The sequence below is a fragment of the Acinetobacter sp. CIP 102136 genome (assembly GCF_000369685.1).
In the GTDB taxonomy this organism is placed as follows: domain Bacteria; phylum Pseudomonadota; class Gammaproteobacteria; order Pseudomonadales; family Moraxellaceae; genus Acinetobacter; species Acinetobacter fasciculus.
Genome location: NZ_KB850142.1, coordinates 1776605 through 1794038, shown reverse-complemented (window position 1 = coordinate 1794038; position 17434 = coordinate 1776605). Strand labels below are relative to the sequence as shown.

The 17434-nt window shown below is 43.5% G+C and carries 17 protein-coding genes and 4 pseudogenes; 15 read left to right on the top strand and 6 right to left on the bottom strand.

All coding sequences use genetic code 11. From position 1 onward, the window contains the following. Positions 1-30 precede the first annotated feature (30 nt). From upp to F893_RS14030, 4 genes are all read left to right on the top strand, one after another. Positions 31-666 (top strand): uracil phosphoribosyltransferase, encoded by a 636-nt coding sequence (upp, locus tag F893_RS14045; protein WP_004280765.1) that lies wholly within the window; start codon positions 31-33, stop codon positions 664-666. Between the two features lie 84 nt (positions 667-750). Then, positions 751-1044, top strand: coding sequence for a cold shock domain-containing protein (locus tag F893_RS14040; RefSeq protein ID WP_004732065.1), 294 nt, complete (start codon positions 751-753; stop codon positions 1042-1044). 193 nt (positions 1045-1237) lie between these two features. Next, on the top strand, positions 1238-1597 hold the full coding sequence (locus F893_RS14035; protein WP_005252664.1) for a hypothetical protein: 360 nt from the start codon (positions 1238-1240) through the stop codon (positions 1595-1597). A gap of 159 nt (positions 1598-1756) precedes the next feature. After that, positions 1757-2479, top strand: coding sequence for a cold shock domain-containing protein (locus F893_RS14030; RefSeq protein ID WP_005252662.1), 723 nt, complete (start codon positions 1757-1759; stop codon positions 2477-2479). A gap of 39 nt (positions 2480-2518) precedes the next feature. On the opposite strand, the gene gigC is transcribed toward F893_RS14030, so the two are convergent. Continuing rightward, complete coding sequence (gene gigC / locus F893_RS14025) at positions 2519-3397, bottom strand: LysR family transcriptional regulator GigC (RefSeq protein WP_004280761.1); 879 nt, start codon at positions 3395-3397, stop codon at positions 2519-2521. An 85-nt stretch (positions 3398-3482) separates the two neighbouring features. Here gigC and F893_RS14020 point away from each other — a divergent pair, with 85 nt between their 5' ends. Beyond that, a complete protein-coding gene (locus F893_RS14020; RefSeq protein WP_005252660.1) occupies positions 3483-4244 on the top strand; it encodes a ferredoxin--NADP reductase in 762 nt (253 codons plus the stop codon). A 174-nt stretch (positions 4245-4418) separates the two neighbouring features. On the opposite strand, the pseudogene F893_RS14015 reads toward F893_RS14020, so the two are convergent. Next, positions 4419-4781: pseudogene (locus tag F893_RS14015) on the bottom strand (transposase domain-containing protein); the annotation flags it as partial. A 109-nt stretch (positions 4782-4890) separates the two neighbouring features. Continuing rightward, positions 4891-5313, bottom strand: coding sequence for a hypothetical protein (locus F893_RS14010; protein ID WP_004280758.1), 423 nt, complete (start codon positions 5311-5313; stop codon positions 4891-4893). Positions 5314-5462: 149 nt separating this feature from the next. On the opposite strand from F893_RS14010, the pseudogene eat reads away from it, so the two are divergent. The 7 genes and pseudogenes from eat (at position 5463) to F893_RS18145 (ending at position 12275) form a co-directional block, all read left to right on the top strand. Next, positions 5463-6905: pseudogene (gene eat / locus F893_RS14005) on the top strand (ethanolamine permease). Positions 6906-6930: 25 nt separating this feature from the next. After that, positions 6931-8316, top strand: a pseudogene (locus F893_RS14000) (ethanolamine ammonia-lyase subunit EutB). A 9-nt stretch (positions 8317-8325) separates the two neighbouring features. Beyond that, positions 8326-9141 (top strand): ethanolamine ammonia-lyase subunit EutC, encoded by an 816-nt coding sequence (gene eutC, locus F893_RS13995; protein WP_004280754.1) that lies wholly within the window; start codon positions 8326-8328, stop codon positions 9139-9141. Positions 9142-9279: 138 nt separating this feature from the next. After that, positions 9280-9612 carry a hypothetical protein gene (locus tag F893_RS13990; RefSeq protein WP_004645869.1) on the top strand — a complete coding sequence of 111 codons (333 nt, stop codon included), beginning with the start codon at positions 9280-9282 and terminating at the stop codon, positions 9610-9612. 201 nt (positions 9613-9813) lie between these two features. Continuing rightward, the gene (locus F893_RS13985) at positions 9814-11760 is read left to right on the top strand and encodes a mechanosensitive ion channel (protein ID WP_004280750.1); all 1947 of its coding nucleotides are present in this window, start codon (positions 9814-9816) and stop codon (positions 11758-11760) included. 68 nt (positions 11761-11828) lie between these two features. Then, positions 11829-11996 (top strand): hypothetical protein, encoded by a 168-nt coding sequence (locus F893_RS18150; RefSeq protein WP_004280748.1) that lies wholly within the window; start codon positions 11829-11831, stop codon positions 11994-11996. A 129-nt stretch (positions 11997-12125) separates the two neighbouring features. Next, entirely contained in the window at positions 12126-12275 is a 150-nt protein-coding gene (locus tag F893_RS18145; protein WP_004280747.1) for a hypothetical protein, read from the top strand. Positions 12276-12304: 29 nt separating this feature from the next. On the opposite strand, the gene F893_RS13980 is transcribed toward F893_RS18145, so the two are convergent. Further along, positions 12305-13504, bottom strand: a complete 1200-nt coding sequence (locus F893_RS13980) for a BaiN/RdsA family NAD(P)/FAD-dependent oxidoreductase (RefSeq protein ID WP_005104076.1) — start codon at positions 13502-13504, stop codon at positions 12305-12307. 187 nt (positions 13505-13691) lie between these two features. Here F893_RS13980 and F893_RS13975 point away from each other — a divergent pair, with 187 nt between their 5' ends. Then, positions 13692-14015: a DUF4870 family protein gene (locus tag F893_RS13975; protein ID WP_004280743.1), complete on the top strand. Its 324-nt coding sequence runs from the start codon at positions 13692-13694 to the stop codon at positions 14013-14015. Here F893_RS13975 and F893_RS13970 read toward each other — a convergent pair. Further along, on the bottom strand, positions 14012-14893 hold the full coding sequence (locus F893_RS13970; RefSeq protein WP_004280742.1) for a 1-aminocyclopropane-1-carboxylate deaminase/D-cysteine desulfhydrase: 882 nt from the start codon (positions 14891-14893) through the stop codon (positions 14012-14014). The genes F893_RS13975 and F893_RS13970 overlap by 4 nt on opposite strands. 180 nt (positions 14894-15073) lie before the next feature. Here F893_RS13970 and F893_RS13965 point away from each other — a divergent pair, with 180 nt between their 5' ends. Then, a complete protein-coding gene (locus tag F893_RS13965; RefSeq protein WP_005104073.1) occupies positions 15074-15256 on the top strand; it encodes an NF038215 family lipoprotein in 183 nt (60 codons plus the stop codon). A gap of 103 nt (positions 15257-15359) precedes the next feature. Beyond that, positions 15360-15983 carry a LysE family translocator gene (locus tag F893_RS13960; RefSeq protein WP_004280739.1) on the top strand — a complete coding sequence of 208 codons (624 nt, stop codon included), beginning with the start codon at positions 15360-15362 and terminating at the stop codon, positions 15981-15983. 69 nt (positions 15984-16052) lie between these two features. Here the strand turns inward: F893_RS13960 and F893_RS17935 are convergent. Further along, positions 16053-17240, bottom strand: a pseudogene (locus F893_RS17935) (ammonium transporter). Positions 17241-17434 lie beyond the last annotated feature (194 nt).

Genomic DNA, 17434 nt, shown 5'->3' with positions numbered 1-17434 from the left:
ATTTATCTTTAACCTTTTAGGTGTTCTCCCGTGGCAATCCATGAAATCCGTCATCCACTCATTCGACATAAGCTTGGTTTACTCCGTCGTGCAGATATCAGTACCAAGAATTTCCGTGAGTTAGCTCAAGAAGTGACCATGCTTCTGACTTATGAAGCAACTAAAGACCTGCCAATGGTTGAACATGATATTGATGGCTGGAATGGTGCTGTTACAGTTGATCGTATTGCGGGTAAAAAAATCACGGTTGTGCCAATTCTACGTGCCGGTATTGGCATGCTTGACGGTTTCCTGAACCTGATTCCAAGTGCGAAAGTATCGGTACTTGGTTTAGAGCGTGATGAAGAAACTCTGGAAGCACGTACCTATTATAAAAAACTGGTTCCAGACGTACAAAACCGTATCGCAATGATCATTGATCCAATGTTGGCGACCGGTTCTTCTTTAGTGGCTGCAATTGATGTACTGAAAGCCAGCGGCTGTAAAGATATTCGTGTGATGGTTCTAGTTGCTGCACCAGAAGGCATTAAGCGTGTAGAAGCTACGCATCCGGATGTTGTGATTTTTACTGCTTCTATCGATAATGGCTTAAATGAAAATGGTTATATCGTTCCAGGTCTTGGCGATGCTGGGGATAAAATCTTTGGTTCAGTTCAAAAAGACTAATTTTTGAATATGATGAAAAAAGGGGCTACTACAGCCTCTTTTTTATATAATGTAGACAGGGCATTTTCAGGATAGGACAATAGCATGAAAGATGAATTGTATCAGGGCAAAATCAAACAGTATGACCCTGCCAAAGGTTTCGGTTTTATTGGCTGCGCTGAGGGAGATGTATTCTTCCATATTTCAGACTTCCCTGCGGCAGAAGGCGAGCCAAAACGCAATGAACGTGTGAAATTTAATGTTGTTGAAAATGGCGATAAGTACAAAGCGATCAAGATTGAACGTGTCGAAGACAACTCAAAGAAAGCTAAAAAAACCAAAGTCGCGACACACAATAAATCAATTACATCGGCATTGCTAAACAACTTCCGTGGTTAATGGATTATTCTCATACTTAATCCTTTTTTAATCACATTTAAAAAGAGGCTTCCGAGCCTCTTTTTTTATAGTATCACCGCTTACATATTCAAAGAGACAGACAACACATAAAAAGTCCACTAAACAGCAACAATGCTGAACATTTCCTTTGGCTTAGAATACAAATTAAATGAATTCTATAGAGAACAGTGTCATGTTTACGGATGGAAAAATTAAAACTTACGATTCCGAACGTGGTATGGGCACTCTAGAGCTCATTGAGGTAGCTCAAGAGTTAAGTTTCAAGTTGCAGGATCTACCTTTGCCTGAAATTGAGCCAAAAATTGGAGAGCGACTTAAATTTAGAATCATTCCCCACCAAGAAAGCATGACCTTAGACAACATGGTACGTCTGGATATTAAAGTGCAGGATGAATTTATGCCAGAAGTCGTCGCCTTGCAATCCTTGGCACCTACAGTGTCTGTTCCGGTACGTAATTCAATTTTCTTTAGTCCGACCCTATGGCTGGCATTGGCATCAGCTGTTGGCTTTATGATTTTTGGCGAAGTATAAATAAAAAAGAAATTTTCTTTTTTTACTTTTAACTAGGGATCTATTCTTCTGTCATAAAAAAACTTCTAGTTTTTTGTTTCTGCTTTAGAGAATTTGACAAAAGCTTTTCAGTCTCTTTTTGATTACAATCATAAAAAATATTAAAGATAAGAGCGAATTATGTTTCAAGAGGGGAAAATCAAAACCTATAACGAAGATCGTGGTTTTGGTTTTATTCAGATCGAAGGGCAATCCAAAGATTTATTTTTCCATGTCAAAGACTTTCCCAATAAAAATATTCCGCCAAAAATGGGAGAAAAATTAAAGTTTTTGATTGTGGAAGATAATGGAAAGTTTAAGGCAAACCATATTGTTCGCTTGGATATTAAGCAAGAAGTTCCTGTTACACAAAACAATGATCTACATGGAGATACTGAAACCAGAGCTTCTCTACATTATGAAAAGAAAAAATCATCAACTATATTAAAAATAATCACACTATCAGGACTGGTGATTATTGTGATTCTTGCTGGTCTTGTTTATAACAAATATCAAAGCTACCAAATTCAAAAACAGCAAAAGCTTGAAGGACTGATGGTAGAGCAGCAACGAATTGTCGCTGAGCAGCGAGCAGCGCAAGGTGATCTACCTATGCAAGGATTATCTGAGCAGGGCAGGAAGAACCTGGAAAATCACGGCACTGAGTTAAGAAGCCAAAGTAACCCCATTAATCCGAAAATTTCAGAAACGGCTTCGCCATCTGTGTCTCAATTTAAATGCGATGGTCGAGAACACTGTGGTCAGATGGGTTCTTATGAGGAAGCATTATTTTTTATTCGTAACTGTCCAAATACTAAAATGGATGGTGACGGAGATGGGATACCATGTGAAAGTCAATTTTGATGAATCATAAAAAAAGCACCTTGAGGTGCTTTTAATATTTTAGCTTTCACAAAAATTCATAAAGGCTCTTAGACCTGGGCCCTGATATTTCTGGCGATGTACCAGCATAAACAGAGGACGAGTCAGTGACCAGAATGGTGTATCCAGAATCACCAATTGACCTTTTTCACGTAAAGGCTCAATTGCAAGTTTGGAAATGCAGGACATACCAATTCCGCCCGCTACAATTTTTAAAATCGCTTCATTATGACCGAGTGTCAGACGGATATTAGCATCTGGCACATCTTTTAAAATGGCATTATCAAACACCTCACGGGTACCTGAACCTTCTTCACGCAAAATCCATTCAACAGATTTGAAATCTTCAGCGGTTAGTTCACGGTTCAATTGCGCAAGAGGATGGTCTGGCGCACAGCACACGGCCAGCTCATCATCACGCCAATGGATACATTGTAGCTGTGGCAGATGACAAGATCCTTCGATCAGGGCAAGATCCAGCTGGAACTGATTCACTGCTTCAATCATTTGACGGGTATTACCGACTTGAAGCTGTAAATGTGCTTGCGGCTTGATTTTCAAGAAATCGGCCATGAGGTCAGGAATCAGGTAATCAGAAATCGTCAGGGTCGCACCTAAACGTAAATCGATACTTTGAAGCTCACCTTTAGCGACTTGTTCAAAAGATTCACAACGACCTAAAATTTCCAGGGCTTGAGGGAGAAGAAAGCGCCCTAGGTCATTTAGCTGTAAACGTTTGCCTAGACGGTCAAATAGTGGAGCACCCAGACCATCTTCCAGATCTGCTAAAGCCATACTAGCCGCACTTTGTGTAAGCTTGACGGCATCGCTAGCCTTCGTTACGGTACCCTCTTGTGCCACTGCTACAAAAACAGCCAATTGGCGTAAAGTCATGCGCATGAGTAGAGCCTTAACATTTAAAAAATATTAATAAATTATGTTGCCATGCTACCATGAGCACAGTCTTTCATGCCACGTTGAAATCATGTCAATTGAAAAATTTACCCGAGAAAAAGTTTTATCTGTATACCGTTGGACCAATACATTATTTAGTTTTACGATGACACGCCCAGCACATTTTAAGTTTACCGCAGGGCAGTTTGCGCGTATTGGTTTGCAAGTGGGGGATGAACTGGTGGTTCGTGCCTATTCGGTAGTGTCCTCTCCTTTTGATGAAACTCTGGAGTTTTTCTCGATTGTCGTTCCAGAAGGTAAATTTACCTCCAATTTACAGCACCTCAAAGTCGGGGATGAGCTGCATCTGGAAAAAATTCCTTATGGTTATCTGACTCTGGCACGTTATCAATTGCCTTTGCCTAAAGATCTATGGTTACTGGGTACCGGTACGGGGCTGGCACCGTTTATTTGCATGTTGCAAGACTTTGAAACCTGGAGCAAATACGAAAAAATTAATCTGGTTTATAGTGTACGCACCCGGGCAGAACTCGCTTATGTAGACCGGATTCAAGAAATCGCTGAAACCTTTGGCGAAGGACATACTGGTTTTAAATTTATCCCGATTATTACCCGTGAACCCGATGCACCTTTACACGAACGTTTACCGATTTTGATTGCCAATGGTGAGCTGGAAAAGGCAGCAGGTATCGCGTTTAATCCGGAAACGACGCATGTCATGCTTTGTGGTAACCCGGATATGGTCGATGATACCAAAGAAGCCTTAAAAGCTCGTGGCCTGACCATGAACCGTCGTGGTGAAGGAAATATTGCGGTCGAGAATTACTGGTAAGGTTGAAGGATTTATGAGCAAAACCCCCTGCTTGAAGGCAATGCGGTTCCTTTAACAGGAGCGGCATTGTGATCTAAGGGATAACGGTTTTTTAACATTTTGACTCTCCGAAGCCTTGTAGGCCTCTCTAAAACAAACTACCTATCCCTGTCTAAGTTCCGACAGCCCAGCCGGATAATGCTCTTGTCCCCAGTGCTGATCGGTCTGGTGAAATAGCCACTCCACAGAATCTGCACCAAGATGTTTACGTGTATTGGTTAGACTAATGCGCGTCAGCAAGTCATAAGAGGCTAACCACTGAGTGCAAATATTGAGTCTTCTTGCTGCTTCATGGATGAGGACATCACGGAAAATCGCCATTCCAAGAACCAGCCAAAGTACCTGATCCGCAGGCAAGCACCGCCTGCGAATAGTCGCGGGACTGCTCAACCTGAGTGTGGACTTGACCCACTCAACGGGGATATTGTGAATAAAAGTACTCAGATTCGAGAGCTTAAACAGATTGTTAAGATCTAAAATATCCTGCTGAAATACCATAAAAAAATCCGATGCCAAACCTGACATCGGATTCTCTAATGAATTCCAAAATGATTCAAATGCTTAAGTAAACAGCATTGCCCATTGCGGAGGTTTTTTCGATTCAAGCTTAATGCACAAACATATCCATTGATTCACGGATTTCCTGAATGGCGGTTTCGACATCGGGACTGAGCCAGGTCGGTTCAAAAAATCCGGCATAGTGCTCAATACGGTCTGCAGGCACCACCAGGCGCACTGGACAGTCTTCTTCCAGTAAACGCCATGGAATAATCGGCACTTCATTATCCAGCCATGCTGTCACATCTCGAATATCGATAATCATCGCATTCACACAGTCCGGAAAAGGCATCACGGAAAATTCTTCGGTACGACGACGGAAATATTCCAGATCCTGCCAGCGAAGCAGGAAGCTTGGCTTGCTAAATTCAATAATTCCAATCAGATGCTGATCACGGCTGTAGTGCAGCGTACATTGATGTGTGACGTCAGTATCAAGATCAAGCGATACACTTTGTTGACGATACGCCATATAACTCGGGTGTATAAATGAGAAGGTGGATAATTATAACGCATTTCATCGCTGAAAGGCAGCGTCTCAACTGTCTTCACTAAAGCCTGCGGAACCGGTATGGCTTATGCATATCTTCAGGGAACAACGATAAAAACAACGAGGTTGCTATGTCAGAGTCAAAAAGTGTGATTGATACCAGTGTGACTGAAACAGCAGTACAAGAAGATTATTTTGCCTTGCGCCAGCTCAAGAAAGGCGCCGTAGGTTGGCTGCTTCTCGTCGGTCTGGGGGTCGCGTATGTGATTTCCGGTGACTTCGCTGGCTGGAATTTTGGTTTGGCACAGGGGGGGTGGGGAGGCATGTTTATTGCGACCATTGTGGTGGCATTCATGTATCTGTGTATGTGTCTGGCCATGTCCGAAATGTCGACCATGCTGCCGACTGCAGGTGGGGGTTACAGTTTTGCTCGTACTGCTTTTGGTCCCTTTGGCGGCTATCTGACCGGGAGTGCCATCCTGATTGAATATGCCATTGCTCCGGCAGCAATTGCCTGTTTCATTGGTGCCTATTGCGAAGCCTTGTTTGGTATTGGCGGCTGGATCATTTATCTGGTGAGCTATCTGGTTTTTATGGGCTTGCATCTGAAAGGTGCAGGTGAAGCACTCAAGATCATGTTTGTGATTACCGCAATTGCTGCGGTTGCCTTGATGGTGTTTATCTTTGGCATGTTGCCTCATTTTAATAGTGCAAACCTGTTTGATATTGCGGTCAGTACGGAAGCGGCGGGTGCAAGCAGTTTCCTGCCATTGGGCTATCTGGGCATCTAGGCAGCAGTGCCTTATGCGATCTGGTTTTTTCTGGCAGTTGAAGGTGTCCCGCTGGCAGCAGAGGAGGCCAAAGAGCCAGCTAAATCCTTGCCGCGTGGCCTGATTGGTTCCATGCTGATTCTGGCATTCTTTGCGCTAAGTATTTTGTTACTCGGTCCTGGCGCAGCAGGTGCAGATACGCTGAAAAATTCCGGTGCACCGCTGGTGGATGCCTTGGTGGCGGTCTATGGTGCCAATACCTGGATGGCAAGTTTCGTGAATTTTGTCGGTCTCGCTGGTCTGATTGCCAGTTTCTTCTCGATTATCTATGCCTATTCCCGTCAAATTTTTGCGCTCTCACGTGCCGGTTATTTACCGAAAAAATTGTCCTTAACCAACAGCAATCATGCACCTTATTTGGCCATCATTATTCCGGGGATTATTGGCTTCCTGCTGTCCCTTTCAGGTGAAGGTGATCTGCTGATTCTGATGGCGGTCTTTGGTGCCACCATTTCCTATGTTTTGATGATGATGTCTTATATCAAACTGAAATTGTCCCGGCCGAATCTGGTACGTCCTTATCAGGCACCGGGCGGTATTGTGACTGCGTCCATTGCGCTGGTACTTGCTGCGATTGCCGTGGTGGCAGGCTTTCTGGTCGATCCAAAAGTCTGGTTAATGGCAGCTGCCATTTACGTTGCACTGATTCTCTATTTTCTGCTGTATAGCCGCCATCATCTGGTGGCCGGGACACCGGAAGAAGAATTTGCCCGTATCGAGGCAGCAGAAAAGGAATTGAAATAAATTATCTAGCAGGGAGAACTTGCTTATGTTGTATCAGATTAATGTGGCCAGTCAGCATTATGTCTTTGAGGATTTAAAAACCCTGTTGGCTAAGGCTACGCCTGAACGTTCTGGCGATCAGCTGACAGGGATTGTGGCCACTGATGCAACCGAGCGTGTTGCTGCACAAATGTGTCTGGCAGAAGTACCATTACAGCAGTTTTTGCAAGAAGCTGTGGTTCCTTATGAAGAGGATGAAATCACCCGCCTGATTATGGATGAACATGATGCTGATGTCTTTTATCCGATCTCGCATTTTACTGTGGGGGATTTTCGTAACTGGCTGCTCAGTGCAGATGCCACCATAGAAAAGATTACGGCCTTAAAAATGGGCCTGATTCCAGAAATGGTCGCAGCGGTTAGTAAAATCATGCGCAATCAGGATCTGATTCTGGTGGCAAAAAAATGCCGAGTAGTGACTCGGTTCAGAAATACCATCGGGCTGGCAGGGCATCTTTCTACCCGCTTGCAGCCGAACCACCCGACTGATGATCTGATAGGCATTTCAGCTTCGATTCTGGATGGACTAATGTATGGCAATGGTGATGCCGTGATCGGGATTAATCCGGCCACAGATAATCTGCAGAATTTGACTGAGCTGCTCAAACTGCTCGATCATGTCATTCAGGAATATGAGATTCCGACTCAATCTTGTGTTTTGACCCATATTACTTCTGGCATTCAGCTGGCAAATAAAAATGTTCCGATTGATCTGATGTTCCAGTCCATTGCGGGAACCTAAACAACCAATACTGGTTTCGGTATCAATCTGGCGCTGCTGCAGGAAGGCTATGAAGCTGCCTTAAGCCTGCAACGCGGCACAGTGGGCCAAAATGTCATGTATTTTGAAACCGGACAGGGCAGTGCCTTATCCAGCAATGGCCATCATGGCGTGGATCAACAGACCCTGGAAGCGCGTGCCTACGCCGTGGCGCGTAAGTTTAATCCCTTGCTGGTCAATACTGTAGTCGGCTTTATCGGGCCAGAATATCTGTATAACGGCAAGCAGATTATCCGGGCCGGGCTGGAAGATCATTTCTGTGGCAAGCTGCTCGGTGTGCCAATGGGCTGTGATATTTGCTACACCAATCATGCCGATGCCGATCAAGATGATATGGATGCACTGCTGACCTTGCTTGCCAATGCCGGATTGAATTTTATCATGGGTATTCCCGGTTCAGATGACGTGATGTTGAACTATCAGACGACCTCCTTTCATGATGCGCTCTACATCCGGCAATTACTGGGATTAAAACCGGCACCCGAATTTGACTACTGGCTGGAGCATCAGGGAATTTTGGCGCAACAGTCTAATCAGCTGCACTGGCCAACAGAGTTGCCGAAGCAATTTTCACGTCTAATCCTGTCTTGAGGAAGTACTATGAAACTGATTGCCGATGTGAAATTTGAGTCCCAATTACAGGATAATCCCTGGCAGAAATTAAAAGCCTTTACTGATGCACGGATTGCCTTAGGTCGAACTGGGGGCAGCTTGCCGACTCGACCAAGTCTGGAATTTCAGTTGGCACATGCGCAAGCTAAAGATGCGGTACTGAAGCCACTTGATGTTGAATTCTTAAAATCTGGCTTAGCTAAAACGGGACTGCCTATTCTGGAAATTGAAAGCCAGGCGGTAGAGAAAGATCTTTATCTTAAACGTCCCGATCTTGGGCGTGTGCTTTCAGAACAGTCCAAAACGATATTGCAGCAATACCGGGCCGAACATCAGCAACATTGGGATGTAGCCATTGTGCTGGGAGATGGACTATCAGCACGTGCCATTGAGGAAAATAGCCTGCATTTTATTTCGGCCTTGCTAGAGGCATGCAAAGAACAAGGCTGGCAGATTGCCCCCTTAGTGATTGCCCGTGGCAGTCGTGTGGCACTGGGTGATGAATTGGCAGAAATTTTACAGGCGAAAATGCTGGTCATGCTAATTGGCGAACGGCCGGGTTTGAGCTCACCCGATAGTATGGGAATTTATTACACTTATAATGCTTTTAAAGGGTGTCATGATGCCTTGCGCAACTGTATTTCCAATGTCCGTTCTGCGGGCTTGGCCTATCCACTGGCTATCCAGCGACTGGTCGCATTGATGCGTAAATCCTGTGAGTTACAGCTTTCAGGGGTGCAGTTGAAAGATGAACACGAAACCCCAGTCGATATGCAACATAGCCCAGCCAAACGGCTATTTTAAAGTAGCATCTAGCAGAGAATTCTGATGGATTAGTGACTTACATCCCGTCACCATCTCACCATGTTTTGTCACAGAAGCCCTATTCACAGCTTGTTATTCTAAAAATCTACTTATGAATAACAAAGAGTGAGGATGGTTATGGTCGATGATTTCAATAAAAAACCACCTTTAAATCATCAGGCAGACGTGACGCAGAAAAAGCGTATCCCTGTTTATATCTTGATTTTGGTCGGTATTTTTTTACTCGCACTACTGTTCTATATGTTTGCTGACATGAATCCAGATGCGAATGATGCTCCTGCAGGACATCCAAATCCGAATGTACAGCCTGCTACCCCAAATAATTCAACTCCAGTCGGTGAGCCTACACAAGGCACGGCTACCATGAATGAGGGGACGGAAGCTACAGCAACCGTGGGTGATGGCACAGAAGCAACAGCAACTGCGACTGATGGACAGGCGACTCAATAACTGAAAATACCTGAAAAGCTCTAGTGAACCACTGGGGCTTTTTTGCAATGGATGGTGATGTTTTAAGGTAGTGCCATCTACCTGGCTTGAGTCTGAAAACATCAAATCTAATATGAATCCGGAAAAAGAAGGGGCTGATTGTTTCAGGGAGATGCCCCCGATTTCAGATAAATAGCTTAATAACAAAGAGGGTAGAACAACATGAATGATTATATGAGAAGCCCGCGTGGTGGCTTCGATGCCATGTACTACTGGGATCAATTCCATCCCATTCTTAGTGCAATTGCCATATTAGTACTTGGCTGGATCATTGCGTTACTGGTCTCGGCAGGCGTTAAAAAGCTCTTGCAGAAACTGGGCACCAATACACATTTAAATACGGCGACAGGTCATCACTCCAATGTGGAGAGCATTATCGCCCGCGTCGTGTTCTGGATTATTCTGATTATTGCCGTGATTGGTGCGCTGAACGTGCTCAATCTTACCAGTGTCAGCGGTCCATTCAGTAATATGATCCAGCAGTTCCTGTTATTTATCCCGCAGTTACTAGGTGCAATTGCAGTCGGATTCATAGGTTGGATTGTGGCCAATCTGGTGAAGATAGGGCTACAAAAACTGCTAGACCGAACGCAACTCGATGAAAAACTCAGTGCTGAAGTCGGTGTCAGTCCGATTAGTAAAAACATCAGTGAAATTGCTTACTGGTTAATTTTATTACTGTTCTTGCCAATCGTGCTGTCTATTCTGGGTCTCAACGGTCTGCTGTTACCAGTTCAGAATATGCTGACCGATGTTGTTAGTTACTTACCAAACATCTTCATTGCTGCAGTCATCATTTTTGTCGGTTATATCCTGGCGAAAATTGTGCGCGGTATTGTTGAAGGACTATTAAACAGTCTGAACGTACAGCAACATGCTGAAAAAGTAGGCATCTTCAAAAACTCGAATGTTTCTCAGGTGATTGGTTCATTTATCTTCGCCGTGGTGATCATTACGGCACTGATCATTGCATTTGAAGCATTGGGTATCGAGGCCATTTCTCAGCCTGCTACAGCCATGCTATATGAAATCATGAATGCCATTCCGAATATTATCGCTGCTGCGTTGATTCTGATTCTGGCGTATGTGGTCTCTAAACTGGTAGCACGTCTGGTAGTTGAAGTAGTTGCCGGTACAGGTGTTGATGAAATTCCTGCCAAACTGGATATCCAGCGTTTTTTAGGCACGACTAAACTTTCCAGTGTAGTCGGTTTCCTGATCGTTTTATTCACCATGCTATTTGCGGTATCTGAAGCAGCGAACCGTCTGGGCTTTGAACAGATCAGTGGTCTTATTGCAATGTTCATCTACTTCGGTGCCAATATCCTGCTCGGTGCGGTGATTCTGGTAATCGGTTTCTGGCTGGCAAATATTGTTGCGAATATCGTACAACGTGGTGAATATAACAGCTCACGCTGGTTAGCCAATCTGGTTCGTGTTCTGATCATGGGACTCGTTGTGGCAATGGGTCTGCGTGCCATGGGTATTGCCGATTCAATTGTTAACTTGGCATTTGGTCTAACTTTGGGTGCTGTAGCAGTGGCATTTGCCTTGGCATTTGGTTTGGGTGGTCGTCAACCTGCGGAGCGTGTACTCACAGATTTGATTGATAAAGCCAAACGAGAAGCCAAAGACCCTAACCCAGTCAAAGAAAAAGCTGAGAACAGCATATTTTCTGGATTAGGTAGCAAGACCACAGGTACAAGTGCAGCCGACATGTCAGGTACTACAGGTGCGGCGATGGGTATGAGTTCTACAGATAGCTCAATGAGCCAGTCCTCTGGTGGTTCGCAAACTGCTACGGGTACTAGCGATTCCTCAATCACAACTCCAGGAGCAGGCATCGTGCCAAATCAGGATTCAGACAAGAGTACGCCTATGAGTACGGATTTATCCCATACTACCCCGGCAATCCTTACCACTGCACCACAGGATGATGAGTCATTAGGTATTGATCCTGTCAATCCGGATGCGGATCAGGCCGTACCAGATTCAGTAAAAGTCGATCCGACTCATCCACCAGCCAATAATCCATTTGGTTCAACCGGAGAAAAAGAGCCAGATGTCGATATTGACCGTTCAACTCAGAAAAAAGATGACCTGAAATAACCTGTTATCTTTAAGCAAAATCGACCACGCTCATGTGGTCGATTTTGTTCAGTCATAAGGAAAAATGAATGAATACCAAGAAACCTAACAAAGTTCTGGCTCCTTTAGTCATTGCAGGAATTACGATTGGCTTTTTTACCGCTGCCTATCGATTTATTTTTGTGAAGAGCACACAGGACGAGCAGTCTGAACGAGAGCTAGATAAGAAAATACCAGAGACAGACGAATTTAACTGAGAAGTCAATCCTGCTCAGTCACTAGTAATAGAATTTATTTTTTAAAAAATATAGAATATTCAAGTGAATACTAAAATGATTTTGGTATTTTTCTTGCATTAAAAATATAAAGAAAAGGAGATCAACAATATGTGGAAAGTATTGCAACATAAATTCATGGCATCTTCAGCAGATAACGTACCGCTATGTCTGCGAGAAGCGCAGAAAATGCAGCTGACGATTGACCGTTTAACAAATACGGCCAATCTCAACCTGTTTAAAACAGATTATCTGGAATGAGTTAAGTAGCAATCCAGATCATCTATTGATTAAATATATTCCGATGCGGCATGCGCAGATGACCATGCCCATTGGAAATTATAGCCGCCCAAATGTCCGGTAACATCCAGCACTTCACCAATAAAATACAAGCCTTTCTGCTTTTTACTTTCCATGGTTTTTGAGGATACTTCCGTGGTGTCTACACCACCCAAAGTCACCTCCGCTGTACGGTAGCCTTCAGTTCCTGAAGGTTTCACTTCAAAGCCATGCAGACGTGCCGCAATCTGTTCCAGCTTGTCATCACTGATATTGCCAATGGCAGTTTCAGCGCTTTCAGTCCAGATTATACTTTGTAATTCAGCCACCACACTTTTCGGTAAATATTCATTGAGTAGTGTACGTAACAAGACTTTGGGCTGGCTTTGTTTTTTGGATTTGAAGAAATCCAACAGATCAACACTTGGAAGAAAATCTACCTTAAAGCTCTGCCCGACATTCCAGTAGTTGGAAAGTTGCAGGGAACTTGGCCCACTTAAACCGCGATGGGTAAATAGTAGCGCTTCGGTAAAGCTATTAAGCTCATTCGAGAGTGTTGCTTCTACGGCATTGCCGCTTAAGCGCGTGGTGACTTCTTTAAATCCGTCAGAGAAGGTAAATGGAACCAGTCCGGCACGGGTTGGATAGACGTGATGTCCAAACTGTTTTGCAATCTCATAGCCAATGCCTGAACCGCCAAGCGTAGGAATCGATAAACCACCGGATGCCACGACTACAGATTCAACTTCAAAATATCCCAGTGAGGTTGCCACCTGAAAGCCTTGATTATCGACTGGATTGACTGCTTTCACTTCACAGCTGGTTTTAATATCAACCAGCCCAGTTTTGTCACATTCTGCCAGCAGCATCGACAAGATATCTTTTGCACCATTTAAGGTAAATAGCTGCCCATGTTTGCGCTCTTCATAGGCAATGCCATATTCACATACCAAGCCGATAAAGTCCCAGTTGGTATAACGCGTTAAAGCTGAAATCACAAAATGTGGATTGTGTGAAATGTAATTGCTTGGTTCGACTTCCATATTGGTGAAATTACATTTACCACCGCCCGACATCAGGATTTTTTTGCCAACCTTATTGGCTTTTTCCACCACCACGACTTTACGCCCACGTTGCGCAGCCATATACGCCGTCATTAAACCTGAGGCACCGGCACCTATGACTAGAACATCGTATTGCTTGGAAGACATCACACACTCAAGGGAGAAGAAAAGGGAAGCATTATAGACAATTTTATTTCAGCTTTCTCTATTCCAGAAAAATCAGTCCAGGGATTGCAGATTTGCAGCGGATTTTAAACATAAAATATTTGAAAGCTGCCTAAAACTCATGCATAGTTTTTGTACAAACTAAAAACCTAATAACAAGGAAAAGCGAATGGCAAGTGTGGAAGATTTAAAACAATATAATCTGATTACATATATTCTTTATATTTTAGGATTTTTTCTTGGTCTGACTCCATTTATTGCAATTGTGATGAATTATATCAAGCGTGATGAAATGCGCGGTACCTGGCTGGAAAGTCATGTCGATTGGCAAATTAAAACCTTCTGGATCAGTTTGCTGGGCTATATCGTCGGTGGCTTATTGACTGTGATCTTGATTGGTTTCTTGATCGTGTTTCTGGTCTTTATCTGGCATATCTACCGCTTAGTCAAAGGGTTAATTGCCTTAAATAATAATCAACCGATTCAAGCTTAAATTGCTATAGAATTAAAGGGAATATTACGACCTTGCAGACCGCCACTATGAATGACCAGCAGTTTTGATCTAGCCAGAAAATAATTTTTCTCGATCAGATCAAAAATCCCCATCAGCATTTTAGCCGTGTAGACCTGCTCTAGTGGAATTGAAAATTCGGCTTCAAAATCCCGGATAAACTGCACCAAGGCTGCACTGGTTTTGGCATAACCACCACAACAATAATCATCGAGAATGTTCCAGTTGGTTTTTTTCGTCAGTTGGGCGACTTCATCTTTTAAAAATGAACCTTTCAGTGCGGAAAATCCTAAGATCTGTTGATGCGCGTGACTGGCTTCGATCAATCCGCTGATGGTGCCACCGGTGCCTACTGCACAACAAATCACATCAAATTGCGCATCGCTATCTTTTAATATTTCCTGACACCCTTGAATCGCCAAAGCATTGGTTCCACCTTCAGGAATCACATAATGTTCAGGAAATTGTCGAGCGAGTTCGGCCAAATACTCAGGCTGTTGCTTGCGCCGATATTCATCACGACTGACGAAATGCAACTGCATCCCGAATTCTTGGGCGGTGGCTAATGTTGGATTCAATGGTCGATCAGCCAGTTCTTCACCCCGAATCACTCCAACACTCTGAAAACCAAACTGCTGTGCGGCAAATGCAGTAGCAGCAATATGATTGGAATAAGCACCTCCAAAACTCAGAATATGCTGATAACCCTGTCTTTTGGCTTCAAGAAAATTATATTTCAGTTTAAAAAACTTGTTGCCCGAGATTTGTGGATGCACCAGATCCAGACGACGTATTATTAAAGTAATATCGTGAAAATTAATCTGTTGATCTAGAATATTTTGGGCAATGGTTTCAAACATAAAAGTTCGCAAAGTTCATGATAGAGGCATTATAGCGGAAGTGCTAAAAATCAAAGTTTTTCAATAAGCCATTATTCGCTGAAAGCTATGGAATTGGTTGTAGATTGTCACAAATATTCCGCTGATTATTTAAACAACAATGCTAATCTAAACAGAGGAAACCCTGAGGAGGGTAGAATAATGAAAATATTATCCTGTGCTGTGTGGGTCGGCATGCTGCTCAGTCTGTCGGGCTGTGATGATGCGTTGAATAAACCTAAAACAGAAACCCGTACCATGATTATTGGTGGCGTACCTGTATATGAGCAGGATTATCAACTGCTAGACAAGCATTTGAGTGCTCAGGATCAGTTGAAACCTTAAGTAATTGCTATAGTTGAAATTCATGACAAATCCAGAAATTTTTACAGCAAATTGTCAGGTTTTTGCTTAAAATAGCCCTTCAATTTTTAAGTCAGGTTATCTCGTGGAATCATTCTGGATTTTAGGTTCGATTGCTTTTGCCCTGATGTTAGGCGCAATGAGTCCCGGGCCAACTTCTATTTATGTGGCAAAAAATTCAATTGCCATTTCACGTAAACATGGTTTATTTACTGCATTGGGTACTGGTCTCGGTGCAGCGATTTTTGGTCTGCTGGCGGTTCTCGGTTTGCAGGCATTTTTACTGGCTGTACCCTCAGCGTACCTGGCCTTAAAAATTTGTGGTGGTTTATATTTACTTTGGCTGGCGTTTAAAATCATTAAACATGCCAAAGATCCGATCGAAGCGGATACAACCATTAGCAAACAGATGTCTTTACGCCGTGCTTTTACCACTGGTTTAATCACACAGTTGTCCAATCCCAAAATTGCGATTGTGCTGGCCAGTATTTTTACCGCGTTATTGCCCAAAGAAATTCCAACGTATTTTTATTTTGTTTTGCCTGTCTTATGTTTCTTTATTGATGCAGGCTGGTGTTCACTAGTCGCAGTTGCATTATCTGCGGAAAAGCCACGTCGTGTTTATTTGAAGTTTAAGGCTTTGTTTGACCGCGCAGCAGGCGCAGTTATGACGGTACTTGGCTTAAAATTAATTTTTGGTATGAAGTAATTACTTCATCTAGATGCTCTGCTTATAAATAAAAAAAGCCCCTAGTCGTAGAGGCTTTTTTTATGTCTATTAAAAAGTATTTTCTTCCGAATTAGCAGAAATACGATGAATCGACAAGTCTGCACCATTGAACTCTTCTTCCTCAGTCAGGCGAATACCCATCAAAACCTTAAGCAGGCCATACACTAAAAAACCACCCGCCAAAGCAATGACAATCGCCAACACTGTACCTAGGAATTGTGAAATTAAAGACACTCCTCCCATTCCTCCAAGCCATTGCTGACCGAAAATACCCACAGCTAATCCGCCAAAAGCACCACAGACGCCATGTAAAGGCCAGACTCCCAATACATCATCTACTCTGAGTTTATTTTGGGTATAGGTAAAAAGTTTCACAAAAATAATGCCAGCGCTGATCCCGATAAAAAAAGCACCCAAAGGATGAACCACATCTGATCCGGCACAAATTGCCACCAGACTTGCTAAGGGACCATTATGCAGGAAGCCCGGGTCATCTTTCCCCGCAACTTTGGCTGCTATTGTTCCACCGACCATGGCCATCAAAGAGTTAATAGCGACCAGTCCAGAAATGGCATCCAGCCGCTGCGCGCTCATGACATTGAAGCCGAACCATCCCACAATCAGAATCCATGAACCCAAAGCCAAAAAAGGAATTGATGAAGGAGGATGCGCGGTGATCCGGCCATCATTTTTGTAACGGCCATGACGCGCACCAAGTAGGATTATTGCGGCAAGTGCCATCCAGCCGCCCATTGCATGAACGACAACTGAGCCGGCAAAATCATGAAAACTTGCACCAAATGCATGGGTCAGCCAATCCTGAAAACCAAGGTTGCCATTCTAGATCATACCCTCAAAAAACGGATAGATCAGCGCAACCAGAAATAATGTCGCTAAAGCCTGTGAACGCATTTTGGCACGCTCTGCAATCCCTCCAGAGATAATCGCTGGAATTGCTGCAGCAAAAGTCAACAGGAAAAAACAGCGCATCAGATTGTAGCCATGATCGGCAGACAAGGTTGCAGCATCATGGAAAAAGTGCTGACCGTAGGCAATATAGTAGCCCACTAAAAAATAGGCGATGGCGGAGATGGCAAAGTCGGTTAGAATTTTACTTAGGGCATTGACCTGGTTTTTATGTCGAACTGTTCCAAGCTCTAAAAAAGCAAATCCAGCATGCATGGCAAGCACTAGAACTGCACCGAGAAGAAGAAATAATAAGTCTATATTTTGCATGGTGCGTTCCAATTTAGTGCGCGGGATCACAAAAGAAAATCAGTATATAGAGGCAAATTGATTGTAGAAGAGGGCTAAGCAAGGGAAATTTTGATGAAGAATTTCTTGAAATTGATAAGACTCGATATAAAGCACGTTACTATTTTTTTGCACCAAACTAAGACATGGCGAGAGTTCATAAAATTCAGATTTAT

Bases quoted from the DNA above. Each gene is read 5' to 3' on its own strand.
- F893_RS14040 (WP_004732065.1), top strand. From the start codon at position 751: ATGAAAGATGAATTGTATCAGGGCAAAATCAAACAGTATGACCCTGCC.
- F893_RS14035 (WP_005252664.1), top strand. From the start codon at position 1,238: ATGTTTACGGATGGAAAAATTAAAACTTACGATTCCGAACGTGGTATG.
- F893_RS14030 (WP_005252662.1), top strand. From the start codon at position 1,757: ATGTTTCAAGAGGGGAAAATCAAAACCTATAACGAAGATCGTGGTTTT.
- gigC (WP_004280761.1), bottom strand. From the start codon at position 3,397: ATGCGCATGACTTTACGCCAATTGGCTGTTTTTGTAGCAGTGGCACAA.
- F893_RS14020 (WP_005252660.1), top strand. From the start codon at position 3,483: ATGTCAATTGAAAAATTTACCCGAGAAAAAGTTTTATCTGTATACCGT.
- F893_RS14010 (WP_004280758.1), bottom strand. From the start codon at position 5,313: ATGGCGTATCGTCAACAAAGTGTATCGCTTGATCTTGATACTGACGTC.
- eutC (WP_004280754.1), top strand. From the start codon at position 8,326: ATGAAACTGATTGCCGATGTGAAATTTGAGTCCCAATTACAGGATAAT.
- F893_RS13990 (WP_004645869.1), top strand. From the start codon at position 9,280: ATGGTCGATGATTTCAATAAAAAACCACCTTTAAATCATCAGGCAGAC.
- F893_RS13985 (WP_004280750.1), top strand. From the start codon at position 9,814: ATGAATGATTATATGAGAAGCCCGCGTGGTGGCTTCGATGCCATGTAC.
- F893_RS18150 (WP_004280748.1), top strand. From the start codon at position 11,829: ATGAATACCAAGAAACCTAACAAAGTTCTGGCTCCTTTAGTCATTGCA.
- F893_RS18145 (WP_004280747.1), top strand. From the start codon at position 12,126: ATGTGGAAAGTATTGCAACATAAATTCATGGCATCTTCAGCAGATAAC.
- F893_RS13980 (WP_005104076.1), bottom strand. From the start codon at position 13,504: ATGTCTTCCAAGCAATACGATGTTCTAGTCATAGGTGCCGGTGCCTCA.
- F893_RS13975 (WP_004280743.1), top strand. From the start codon at position 13,692: ATGGCAAGTGTGGAAGATTTAAAACAATATAATCTGATTACATATATT.
- F893_RS13970 (WP_004280742.1), bottom strand. From the start codon at position 14,893: ATGTTTGAAACCATTGCCCAAAATATTCTAGATCAACAGATTAATTTT.
- F893_RS13965 (WP_005104073.1), top strand. From the start codon at position 15,074: ATGAAAATATTATCCTGTGCTGTGTGGGTCGGCATGCTGCTCAGTCTG.